The following is a 12,020-nucleotide window of genomic DNA, read 5'->3' on the forward strand; positions in this document are numbered from 1 at the left end:
GTCCAGAATCATCCTGTTGCTTACCCACTCAAGCGTGGCTAGCATCAAACCTCTTTCACCGGCGTACCTTTCCTTATGTCCCTTTCCCATGCAGAGCCAGGATGTGCTGCACCGCTTGCCCTGCTGGACACCCGTGTTCACCTGGAAACGCCCGAGGGCATCGACCTCATCCTGCGCCCCGCCGGTTTATTGTCCCGCTCAATTGCGTTCGGCATCGACCTGATGATTCGTGGCGTATTGCTGGGTGCGCTGTTTTTTGTGCTGGGAACACTGGGCGACTTCGGCACCGGACTGTTCATGCTCGCGCTGTTTCTCGGGACCTGGGGTTACATGGTGCTTTTCGAGGTGCTGCATCAGGGGCGCACCCCGGGCAAACAGATCATGGGGCTGCGGGTCATTCACGATGACGGCACGCCGATTGGCTGGTCGGCTTCGGTGCTGCGCAACCTGCTGCGTTTCGTCGACATGTTGCCCTTTGGCTACTGCGTTGGCGGGTTCACCTGTTTGCAGCACCCGCTGTTCAAGCGCCTTGGGGACCTGGCGGCCGGCACGCTGGTCATCTATCGGGATCTACCCCCGCAACGACCGCCACTGGCTCAAGCCACTGCGATCAATCCGCCGCTGCCCCTCTTGCTGGAGGAGCAGCGCACCCTGCAAGCCTTTGCCGAGCGACACGGCACACTTTCTACGGCGAGGGCTCAGGAGCTCGCCGCGATCGTCACGCAGCCGTTGCAGCTGTCTACCTCGCCAGATCCGCACTCTCCGGTCCAGCAATTGAATGGCATTGCTCGCAGCCTGGCCGGTTCATCATGAAACAGAGCCTGTTCGAACAACGTCACGCAGAAGACTGGCAGCGTTTTGAAACGCGCCTTGAGGCGCTGGAACGCAGTCGCCGCAAAAGCGAATCCGGCGCGGGCTTCAGCCGCGAATACCGTCAGATCTGCCAACACCTGGCGCTGGCGATTGACCGTGGGTACGCCCGTTATCTGGTCGAACAACTGCAACAGCTTGCGATGCGCGGCCACCAGCAGTTGTATCGCCACCGAAGCCGGTTCACTGCGCAATTGCTGAGCTTTGTGCTGGCAGACTTCCCGCGGCTGGTGCGTGCCGAATGGCGATGGGTCGGCCTTGCCGGCCTGCTGTTTTTCGGAAGCCTGACGCTCATGGCGCTGCTGGTCTACGGCTATCCGGATCTGGTGTACAGCGTCGTCAGCCCGGCCGATGTCGCCCAAATGCACGCGATGTACGAGCCCGCCGCACGGCGCATCGGGCAGACAGCCGAACGCGCCTCGAGTACTGACTGGCTGATGTTCGGTTACTACGTCATGCACAACGTCGGCATTGCTTTCCAGACCTTCGCCAGCGGCCTGTTCTTCGGCGTCGGCAGTCTGTTTTTTCTGTTCTTCAACGGGCTGATGATTGGCGCGGTTGCAGGCCATCTCACTGACGCCGGCATGGGCCAAACCTTCTGGCCGTTCGTGGTCGGGCACAGCGCCTTCGAGCTGACCGGCATCATGCTGGCGGGTGCGGCGGGGCTGAAACTCGGATGGGCGCTGGTCGCTCCCGGCAGACTGCGGCGAGGCGAGGCGCTTCGCCACGCTGCCCGGATCAGTGTGCGACTGGTTGGCGGGGTCATGATGTTCCTGCTCATCGCTGCATTCATTGAAGCGTACTGGTCGTCGATGAGCTGGCCGCCAGCGGCGGCCAAATATGGGGTGGGCGCTACTTTGTGGCTACTGGTCGGCGCCTACCTGACTCTCGCTGGACGGACGCCCCATGCGCCTGACTGACACCAGCGTTGTCATACGCCCACGTACATCCTGGGAGGCCATCGACCTGGGCGTTCTCCTGGCGCAACGGCACCGCGCCTTGCTGATGACCAGCTGGGCGATCGTCACCTTGCCGATCTTCGCGCTGCTGACCCTGCTGTTGTGGGATTACCCGTCAGTGGCTGTGCTGGTGTTCTGGTGGCTGAAGCCAGCCTACGAACGCTTGCCGCTGCTGATTCTGTCCCAGGCGCTGTTTGGCTCGGCACCTTCGCTCAGGCAGGCGCTGAAAAGTTTTCCGTCCGCACTCAAACCGCAGTTGATAGCGAGCCTGACATGGCGGCGTCTGAGCCTTAGCCGCAGCTTCTATCAGCCGGTGCAGCAACTGGAAGGGCTCGACGGGTTGCCGCGTGCCCAGCGGATTGCCGTGCTTGGCCAGAAGGATTCCGGGGCGGCGCGTCTGTTGACCGCCCTGGGCAGCACGCTTGAAATGACTTTCTGGATCGGCCTGATGGTGTTGTTCTACGCCATGATTCCGCCGCAGATCGAAGCCGATTGGTCATGGCGCAGCCTGCTGGACATCGAGGGTGAGTGGAGCTGGCTGGAACATCTGACCAACGGGTTCTATGCCCTGGTCCTGATCGTCTGGGGGCCGGTTTATGTGTCGTGCGGGTTTGCGCTGTACCTCAATCGCCGAACCGCATTGGAGGCGTGGGACATCGAACTGGGCTTCCGCAAGCTGCGTCAGCGCGTGCTCGGCAGCGCACTGGCGTTGTTACTGGGCGGCGTCCTCGCGCTGACGTTGCTACCGTCTTCAGCCATGGCAGCGTCGGCGTCTAACCCTTCGATGACAGACCCGTCAGTGGCAGACGAAATCCCCAGCGAGTCGGGCAATAGCTGCCCGCTGCCGCCGCTGGACAACCCGCAGACTGACGAAGACGTGGCGCCGCCCGATTCACCTCGTCTGCTCAATCAGCCGCTGACCAGCCAGGCGTCACAGAACGCCATCCATGCCGTGCTTGAACAGCCGCCGTTCAAAAATCCCAAACCAGTGTCCGGGTGGCGCATCGCCCAGCCCAAACACGATGCCAAGCATGACGCCACGCAGGATGCCAAGTCAGCCGAGACACCCAACTGGCTGGCGCGACTGGTCGTCGGCGCGCTCAACGTGGGCAAAACCCTGTCGGCTGTTTTCGGGGCGCTGTTATGGACGCTCCTCGGCCTCACGGTCGCGTGGGTGATCTGGCGGTATCGCGCCTGGCTCGCCACCTTCGTAAGTAAAAGCCCACGCAAGCCAACTGCACCAAAAGACATCCCTCACCAACTCTTTGGCCTGCAGGTCCGCGCTGAAACCCTGCCAACGGATGTCGCCGATGCAGCGGAAAGGCTGTGGCAACAGTCACCGCGCGAGGCATTGAGTCTGCTTTACCGCGCACTGCTGAGCCGCCTGTTGACCGATTACCAGTTGCCGCTGAAAAGCGCGGACACCGAGGGCCAGATACTGGCGCGTATCGCCGAGCTCAAGCAGTCATCCCTCGATGACTTCAGCCATGAGCTGACGCGCCACTGGCAGAATCTCGCCTATGGGCATCAGCTGCCGCCGGATCAGGCACGACAGGCGCTGTGTTCAGGCTGGCGGAAGTTGTTCGCACCGGGAGCAGGGGCATGAGCCGGCGCTGGATCATCGGGCTGGTCGCCGCGCTGATGCTGGCAAGCATCGTCATTGCCAGTGTGCCTGTGCTGAAGCGGCTTGAGCGTTATCAGGAAACCGTCGACCAGGGCCCTTCTCCCGAGGCGATGGCCAACCCCTACCTTGCCGCTCAGACGTTCCTGCGTCAGCGAAACATTCCGGTGAAGACGGCCGAAACCCTCGCCTCTCTTCCTGACATCAAGGATCAGCCGCAAACGCTGATGCTGCTGGATTTTCGCGAGAACATGACGCCGTCCGAGGTCAAGCGCTTGCTGGCCTGGGCCCGGTCAGGCGGCCGCCTTCTGTTTGTTGCCGAACAGTTGTGGGACCCCGCCAAGGGGAGCAGCGGCGACCTGTTGCTGGATCAATTGCAGATTCATCAATTCCTTACCCAGGACCTGCTGGAGCAGGACCGCGAACGACAGCGCGAACAGCTCAAGCCGGTCATCCCGTTGAGCACGCCGGACATTCAAGGCCCCGAAACGCCGTGGCCCGAGTTGACCCGGCTGTTCGTGCAAAACGAAGACGACCCCGCCTACATGAGCTTCGACCCCGCCTTCCATCTGGATGACCCCGAGGATCATGCACGGTCATGGGCCAACAGCGCTGATGCCACGCACCTGCTGCAAATGGTGTACGGCTCCGGATTGATCACTGTCGTCACCGACGCCGACCTCTGGAAGACCCACGCCATCGGCGAATACGACAATGCCTGGCTGCTCTGGTACCTGAGCCAGGACAGCGCCGTCACGATGGTGCTGCGCACTGAGCACGACAACCTGTTCGGCCTGCTCTGGAAATACTTCCCACAGGCCCTGCTCGCTCTGGCGCTGTGCCTCATCGCAACGCTGTGGCATGCCGGCATGCGCCATGGCCCGATGCTGCCCATCCTGTCGCGCGGCCGCCGTCAGCTCGGCGAACACCTGCGCGCAAGCGCCGACTTCATGCTCCGCCGCGAAGGTCAGCACGCCGCGTTGCGCGCCTTGCAGCAGGACATCCTGCGCCGCGCCCGGCAACGGCATCCCGGTTTTGAAACCCTGGCCGTTACCGAGCAGTGGCAGACACTGGCGCGCATGACGCGTCAGTCCACCAGCAACATAGGTCAGGCGTTAAGACCCCGGCCCGAGCAACGCCTGTCCAGCAGCGAATTCACCCGACAGGTTGCGTACCTGCAAACCCTGAGAAACGCTTTATGATCTGGCACCGTGGCAACGGTGGCGATCCATTCCAGGACAACCAGCCTCGTGAATCTCCAGTCATGCCAGGCCAGCCAAGCGTTTTACGCATCGGAAACAGGTGACAGACCGGCGATATCGTAAAACTGTGCCTGAGCTTTTCCCGCACGCTTGGCCCGATACAGCGCCTCATCGGCCTGCGCCAGGACGTCGGTAAAAGCACCGCCTGTCCAGACAGACCCACCAATACTGGAACTGACGTTAATAACCTCGCCAGAGAGGGTCATCGGTTCCGCAAGTTTCGCTATCACCCGTTGAGCGGCGCGCTGAACGCTGGATAACGATTCACCTGGGCGCAAGGCCAGGAGAAGCACGAATTCGTCGCCACCGTGACGCACGGCAATGTCCCCATCACGTACCGTGGCCAAAAGCCTCATTCCGACTTGCTGAAGCAGCGCATCACCCGTGGCATGCCCGAAACGGTCATTGACGGACTTGAATCCGTCCAGGTCCAGACACAGAACGCCGTAGCTGAGTCCCTCTCTCCATTCGCTGCGCACAGCCTCGACATATTTTTCCAGCGCCGCTCGGTTAGGCAGGCCGGTCACCACATCTCGGTAGGCAATGCCTTCAACCATCGCCAACTGGCTTCTCTTCGACGTCAGACTGTCGACGAGGTGGCGGATCGCGACACTCAGTGTTTCTACTTCCCGCGAACCGTGAAGTAACGGAATACTCACATTGGCGCCTTCAGACAGGCGAGCAGCCGCGTCGGCGATTTTGTTGACCGGCTGGGTGATCATCCCTGCCGCAAACCAGCCAATGATCGCGAAGGCGATGGAGAGTGCACTGCCCCAGGCAAAGATCTCGCTGCGCACCTTCAAGGCTTCGGCAAACGCAACGGTCACAGGTTGCCTGGCAATCACCGTCCATCCCAGGCCGGCGTAATCGCCAATCCCCACACTCTTGGCAGCGCCGGTCAGGTACTGAATACCGTCCGGCCAGGTTTCAACCGAGCCGCTTTTGCTGACCACCCGGGGGAGCTGGAGGCCGAGGGGTTGGCCAATCAGTTGCCGGGGCCCGAGCAATACTGTTCCGTCCTCGCCAATGACCAGGAACTCCAGACTCGGTAAACGCCGCTGCAAAGGCTCCAACAGGGTCCTGCCCACCTCATAGGCCCACTGCCAGGAAAGGTGAGTGGCGAGAACACCTGCAAGCCGTCCGGATTCATCCCGCACCGGCATGCTGATGTCGACAAACTTCATGGCTTCCCCGGAGGGATTGGGAAGGAGCTTGGCGAGCAGTACCGCCTCATGTACATCGCCGATAAAGACCTTGTCGACACCATTGGCGAAAACAGGTCGTTTTGAAATGTCCACGCCCTCCAGCACGCTGTTGGTAGCAGCGACTACCGTGCCGTGGGCGTCAGTAAGACCGATCCAGGAATAACTGGGAAAGTTGTGGCTGAGGCTATTTAAAAGCCTGCGCGCCTGGCCCGCGCGTGCCGGGTCACGCAGCGCTTCCAGGTCACTGAGCACTGCAAGCTCTTTGGCACGGGCGTTCATGTCGAAGTCGAGACGGTCCACCATTAAATAAGCGGACTCGGTGAGCTGCAGCCCGGTCTGCTCCTTCAGACTGGAAATCGAGGATTCACCGATGACGGCGCCAAATATGCAGCTCAGGACAAGCACGAGGATTGCCACAACGATCGCGACCTGCGCCCGTAAACTATGGAGAGAAGCAAGAATCATCGCGTTTACACCGTGCCGGAGATCGGAAGGGCCGCCGTCCTTAGGCAGTGTTCCACACAATGTCGGCTGCACACCGGATTTCTGGAGGGGTGAAGGTGCGGGCTGATCGCCACGCCCACCGGTCGCGCATCTGTATACACCGTGAAATCAGTCCATTCGAGGCGTGTTCGGGTGCTGCTGCGTGGTATTTCGGGTTGCGTTGATAAAGTGCGATTACACTCTCGAAACCCGCTGAATTAGGTAAGCACCTGATCAATGACAGATCTAACAGATTCAACAGTCGGCAAGGTTCATGAATCGCTGAGCGATCAACCGACCGAGCCAGGCCACGCGGCCAATCACCTTCCCATCCCTGAACCCGCAGCCGCGGACCACAAGCACAGCGAGCCGGCCACCGCTTCGGGCAGCCATCCGGCGCAGCAGCGCCAGCGTGCGATTCATCTGGCGCAGGCGGTGCGGCACGAGTTGCAAAAAGCCGTCATCGGCCAGGACGCGGTGATCGATGATGTCCTGACAGCGCTGATCGGCGGTGGCCATGTGTTGCTGGAAGGCGTGCCCGGGCTGGGCAAGACGCTGCTGGTGCGGGCGCTCGCCCGGTGTTTCGGCGGCGAGTTCGCGCGCATTCAGTTCACCCCTGACCTGATGCCCAGCGATGTCACCGGCCATGCCGTGTACGACATGCAGAGCGAGCAGTTCAAGCTGCGCAAGGGGCCGCTGTTTACCCATCTGCTGCTCGCGGACGAGATCAACCGCGCACCGGCCAAGACTCAGGCCGCGCTGCTTGAGGCGATGCAGGAACGTCAGGTCACCCTGGAGGGCCGCGCGCTGCCGGTGCCGCAACCGTTCATGGTGCTCGCGACGCAGAACCCGATCGAGCAGGAAGGCACTTACCCACTGCCCGAAGCCGAGCTCGACCGCTTCATGCTCAAAGTGCGTATGGATTATCCCCAGGCTGATCAAGAGCTGGATATGGTCCGCCAGGTCACCCGTTCGACGCGCTCCGACATGCTCGACGTCCAGCCCCTGCGCACCTTGATGCAGGCAAAAGATGTGCTGGCGCTGCAACGCATCGCTGGCGATCTGCCGGTGGATGAACAGGTCCTTGATTACGCCGTGCGGCTGGCCCGCGCCACCCGCACCTGGCCGGGCCTGACACTCGGCGCAGGGCCGCGTGCGTCCATCGCACTGATTCGGGGAGCCCGCGCGCGGGCACTGTTGCGTGGCGGCGAGTTCGTGGTGCCCGACGACGTCAAAGGCTGTGCCCTGGCGGTGCTGCGTCATCGCGTGAGGCTTGCGCCGGAGCTGGACATCGAAGGGTTGTCGGTGGATCAAGTGCTCAAGCAATTGCTGGATCAGGTGGCAGCGCCGCGTCGATGAAGCAACTGCTCAAGCCGTCGACACGGATGCTCTGGTGGCTGGCCGTTCTGCTCGGCGTCTCGGTGCTGCTCGGTATTCTGCAGGCATTGGGACGAGGTCCCGTTGCGCGTCTGGACGGCCTTTTCTGGACCCTGCTGTGGGGAATGGCTGCCCTTGCGGGGCTGGATGCGGCCTGGCTGTGGCGCCTGCCCTCCCCTCGGGTCAAGCGGCACTTGACCGGCAGTCTGGGAATGGGACGCTGGAGCGAGGTGCGGGTCGAGCTGGAATACGATTCACCCCGCGCGCTGCACATGACTCTTTTTGATCATGGCCCCTCAGAGCCGGACGCCCGCTATGAAACCGAAAGTCTGCCTCAGGACGTCGTGCTGCGCCCGCAACGCACGGCCCAGTTGACCTATCGACTGCGCCCGGCCAGTCGGGGGGATTTCACCTTCGAACGGACCGAGGTCCTCATGCGAAGCCCGTTGCGCCTGTGGTCATCCCGGCGCTATGTGCCCAACCATGACGTCGTGCGGGTGTACCCGGACTTCGCGCGTTTGCAGAACGGGCAACTGCTGGGCGTCGAGAACTGGCTCAGGCAGATCGGCATTCGCCAGCAACCGCGTCGGGGACTGGGCCTGGAATTTCATCAACTGCGCGAATTTCGTGAAGGCGACAGCCTGCGTCAGATCGACTGGAAAGCCACGGCCCGGCATCGCGCGCCCATTGCGCGGGAATATCAGGATGAGCGCGACCAGCAGATCCTGTTCATGCTCGACTGTGGCCGACGCATGCGCAGCCACGACGGGGAGCTGACCCACTTCGACCACGGGCTGAACGCTTGTCTGCTGCTGAGCTACGTGGCCTTGCGTCAGGGCGATGCGGTCGGTCTTTCCACCTTCGCGGGCGCACAGGACCGACATCTGCCGCCCGCCAAAGGCGCCAGCCAGCTGAACGTGCTGTTGAATCACCTCTACAACGTCAACGCGACCCAGCGCCCCGCCGATTACGCGGTGGCGATGCGAAACATCCTCGCGCGGCAGAAGCGCCGGGCGTTGGTGGTGTTGATCACCAACCTGCGGGACGAGGATGACGAGCAATTACTCGAAGCGGTGAAACAGCTGAGTCGCCATCACCGGGTGCTGATTGCCAGTCTGCGGGAGGCCGTGCTGGACGACCTTCGTCAAACGCCGGTGCAGACCTGGCAACAGGCCGTTGACTATTGCGGAACGGTCGACCTGCTCAACGCACGCAGCGGACTGCACGAGCGTTTGATCGCCCATGGAATCCCTGTGCTGGATGTGCGCCCCAGAGAGCTGGGGCCGGAGCTGGTGAGCCGATACATGAGCTGGAAGAAGGCCGGCGCCCTGTAGGGCGCCTGGCTTCAGGCAGACGCTTCCAGCGGATAGAAACTGAAGTAGTGCTGCAAGGCCTGAATGAGAACGAAGTATTCCGCAGGCGCCGCTTGCAGGCGGAAGCCGGAATCAAAGATGCGCGGGGTTTCGTCCTCATGACACCACAGACAGCTGGCGTCGATATCGATGTTGTAGAGGCCGTTCTTGCCGTCGGGCACTTTAAGGCGCAGCTGAAACTCGGCCCCCACCAAAATGGGCAGATCGCTGATCAGCATCAAGCCCTGCTCTGACACGTTCCCCAGGCAACCCAACGGTTTATCGGTGTACCGGTTGAACACTTGCAGGTAGTAAGGCAGTTGGTGACGTTCTATTCGTCTTTCATTAAGCATTCGGACACTCGCCCTGAGATGACCATTGAGCATGGCCGCGCTAGTGCTTTGGGATTCGGTTGCACGGAACTGCCAGACCCGTGTCGCCAGAATCCATCAGTGGAAAAACCGATGACGACATCTGACTCATCCGGCACTGGCAAAAGTCACTGATACGAGCGGCCGATTTGCGATAACCACACCTATCGCCCCGCTTTCGGATCAGTGGCGCTGCCACGTTCGTCAAAACACTTAGGTCCCTACTCATCGCAGCCTAGCTCAGGTTCTCCCGATATCCACCCGGAAACGTGACCGTATATCCACTCGGGTGTAACTAGCGTGAAGCAGCGCGCGGTGTGGCGGGCGGCGCCAGGTTGTCATGGCCAAGCTGATGCAGGGTGTCCAGACGGGCCTTGGCGCGGAACGCATACTCGCTTTCCGGGAACTGAGTGATGATGTACTGGTAGGTCTGCACCGCATCCATGTAGAACTTCTGGCGTTCCAGGCACTGGCCACGCAACATCGACACTTCGGGCTGTACGTAGCGACGCGAACGGCTTTCCCGATCGACTTTCGACAGGTTGTACATCACCGCGTCACAGTCGCCCTGGGCGTAGGCGCGGTTGGCATTGTTCAAATGGCTGTTCATTGCCCAGCGGGTACAGCCACCCAAGGCAAGCAGCGCCACTAATATCATCACGATTCGCATGAGAGTCTCCTGTGCTCAGCCCTTGTATCGGCGTATTCCGGGATTTCTTCAAGGCCGATTTGAGCGCCGCCGGCCTGCCGATTGCCCAGCGATCAGGGGGTCAGGTAGTGCAAAGGAACAATGACTACAGCGCAATACAGTAGTAGCCTCTCGCTGCGCTTCATTTAAGGAGTTTGTGCATGACCGTTCGCCGCACCAAAATCGTAGCCACACTGGGCCCTGCCAGTAATTCGCCAGAAGTCATCGAGAAGCTGATTCTTGCTGGCCTGGACGTCGCCCGCCTGAACTTCTCCCACGGCACGCCCGACGAGCACAAGGCTCGCGCGAAGCTGATCCGCGACATCGCCGCCAAGAACGGCCGGTTCGTCGCGTTGCTGGGTGACCTTCAAGGCCCGAAAATCCGCATCGCCAAATTCGTCAACAAGAAGATCGAGCTGAAGGTAGGTGACAAGTTCATCTTCTCCACCAGCCATCCTCTGACTGACGGCAACCAGGACATCGTCGGTATCGATTACCCCGATCTGGTCAAGGACTGCGGCGTCGGCGACGAGCTGCTGCTGGACGATGGGCGCGTGGTCATGCGCGTCGACACGCAAACCGCCGATGCACTGCATTGCACCGTGACCATCGGCGGCCCGCTGTCGGATCACAAAGGCATCAACCGTCGCGGCGGCGGTCTCACGGCTCCGGCGCTGACCGAGAAAGACAAGCAGGACATCAAGCTCGCTGCAGAAATGGACCTGGATTACCTGGCCGTTTCGTTCCCGCGTGATGCGGCCGACATGGAATACGCGCGCAAGCTGCGTGACGAATCCGGCGGCACGGCCTGGCTGGTGGCGAAGATCGAACGCGCCGAAGCCGTTGCCGACGACGAAACCCTCGATGCGCTGATCCGCGCCAGTGACGCGGTCATGGTTGCCCGTGGCGACCTGGGCGTGGAAATCGGCGACGCCGAGCTGGTGGGCGTCCAGAAGAAAATCATCCTGCACGCACGTCGCCATAACAAGGCGGTGATCGTTGCCACGCAGATGATGGAATCGATGATTTCAAGCCCGATGCCAACCCGCGCTGAAGTGTCCGACGTGGCCAACGCCGTGCTCGACTACACCGACGCCGTGATGCTGTCCGCTGAAAGTGCCGCCGGCTCTTATCCGGTCGAAGCCGTTGAAGCGATGGCGCGTATCTGCGTCGGCGCCGAGCGTCATCCGACCGGCAAGACCTCCAGCCACCGTGTCGGTCACTCCTTCACCCGTTGTGACGAAAGCATCGCGCTGGCGGCCATGTACACCGCCAACCACTTCCCTGGCGTGAAGGCGATCATCGCGTTGACCGAAAGCGGCTACACCCCGCTGATCATGTCGCGCATTCGCTCATCGGTACCGATCTACGCGTTCTCCCCGCACCGCGGCACCCAGGCGCGCGCGGCGATGTTCCGTGGCGTTTACACCATTCCGTTCGACCCGGCGGCATTGCCGCCAGGTCAGGTCAGCCAGTCGGCTGTGGACGAACTGGTCAAGCGCGGTCTGGTTGAGCAAGGTGACTGGGTCATCCTGACCAAGGGCGACAGCTACCACACCATCGGCGGCACCAACGGCATGAAGATCCTGCACGTCGGCGACCCAATGGTTTAAGCGGCACCGCAACACCAAAAAGCCCCGCCTCGTGAGAGTGCGGGGCTTTTTTATTCCCTCTGTCCCGCCCTGACTGCGGTGGGGCAGATGCAGGCCGACCATCACAGTCTGTCTGAGCAAGAGTCAGTTCAAACAGGCGCTTTCGACTGTCATTTATGCCAGTAGATTCGGCACAGGCACAGGCCTACAGTCAAGTTTTCAAAACACCATCGGAAGGGG

The 12,020-nt window shown here is 61.4% G+C and carries 10 protein-coding genes; 7 read left to right on the forward strand and 3 right to left on the reverse strand.

Going from position 1 to position 12,020, the window contains the following annotated elements:
* Window positions 1–75 precede the first annotated feature (75 nt).
* The 4 genes from ACQKEN_RS16380 to ACQKEN_RS16395 are packed head-to-tail and all read left to right on the forward strand — an operon-like array spanning window position 76 to window position 4,652.
* Window positions 76–813, forward strand: coding sequence for an RDD family protein (locus tag ACQKEN_RS16380; protein WP_427687017.1), 738 nt, complete (start codon window positions 76–78; stop codon window positions 811–813).
* Window positions 810–1,790, forward strand: coding sequence for a stage II sporulation protein M (locus ACQKEN_RS16385; RefSeq protein ID WP_427687019.1), 981 nt, complete (start codon window positions 810–812; stop codon window positions 1,788–1,790). Before ACQKEN_RS16380 ends, ACQKEN_RS16385 begins: the two co-directional genes overlap by 4 nt.
* Entirely contained in the window at window positions 1,777–3,435 is a 1,659-nt protein-coding gene (locus ACQKEN_RS16390; protein ID WP_427687021.1) for a DUF4129 domain-containing protein, read from the forward strand. The genes ACQKEN_RS16385 and ACQKEN_RS16390 overlap by 14 nt, the downstream gene beginning before the upstream one ends.
* Window positions 3,432–4,652 (forward strand): DUF4350 domain-containing protein, encoded by a 1,221-nt coding sequence (locus tag ACQKEN_RS16395; RefSeq protein ID WP_427687023.1) that lies wholly within the window; start codon window positions 3,432–3,434, stop codon window positions 4,650–4,652. Before ACQKEN_RS16390 ends, ACQKEN_RS16395 begins: the two co-directional genes overlap by 4 nt.
* An 83-nt stretch (window positions 4,653–4,735) precedes the next feature.
* Here ACQKEN_RS16395 and ACQKEN_RS16400 read toward each other — a convergent pair whose 3' ends face one another.
* Window positions 4,736–6,382, reverse strand: a complete 1,647-nt coding sequence (locus ACQKEN_RS16400; RefSeq protein ID WP_427687025.1) for a diguanylate cyclase domain-containing protein — start codon at window positions 6,380–6,382, stop codon at window positions 4,736–4,738.
* 300 nt (window positions 6,383–6,682) lie between these two features.
* Here ACQKEN_RS16400 and ACQKEN_RS16405 point away from each other — a divergent pair, with 300 nt between their 5' ends.
* A complete protein-coding gene (locus tag ACQKEN_RS16405) occupies window positions 6,683–7,759 on the forward strand; it encodes an AAA family ATPase (RefSeq protein ID WP_427687121.1) in 1,077 nt (358 codons plus the stop codon).
* Window positions 7,756–9,111, forward strand: a complete 1,356-nt coding sequence (locus ACQKEN_RS16410; protein ID WP_427687027.1) for a DUF58 domain-containing protein — start codon at window positions 7,756–7,758, stop codon at window positions 9,109–9,111. The genes ACQKEN_RS16405 and ACQKEN_RS16410 overlap by 4 nt, the downstream gene beginning before the upstream one ends.
* 11 nt (window positions 9,112–9,122) lie before the next feature.
* Here the strand turns inward: ACQKEN_RS16410 and ACQKEN_RS16415 are convergent, their stop codons facing one another.
* Complete coding sequence (locus ACQKEN_RS16415; protein ID WP_427687029.1) at window positions 9,123–9,482, reverse strand: PilZ domain-containing protein; 360 nt, start codon at window positions 9,480–9,482, stop codon at window positions 9,123–9,125.
* Between the two features lie 313 nt (window positions 9,483–9,795).
* Window positions 9,796–10,170 carry a tetratricopeptide repeat protein gene (locus ACQKEN_RS16420; protein WP_074884629.1) on the reverse strand — a complete coding sequence of 125 codons (375 nt, stop codon included), beginning with the start codon at window positions 10,168–10,170 and terminating at the stop codon, window positions 9,796–9,798.
* A gap of 179 nt (window positions 10,171–10,349) precedes the next feature.
* Between ACQKEN_RS16420 and pyk the strand changes: the two genes are divergently transcribed.
* Window positions 10,350–11,801, forward strand: coding sequence for a pyruvate kinase (gene pyk, locus ACQKEN_RS16425; RefSeq protein ID WP_122535986.1), 1,452 nt, complete (start codon window positions 10,350–10,352; stop codon window positions 11,799–11,801).
* The last annotated feature ends 219 nt before the right edge of the window (window positions 11,802–12,020 follow it).

The sequence above is a fragment of the Pseudomonas sp. NPDC078416 genome (genome assembly GCF_050268485.1).
Lineage (GTDB): Bacteria > Pseudomonadota > Gammaproteobacteria > Pseudomonadales > Pseudomonadaceae > Aquipseudomonas.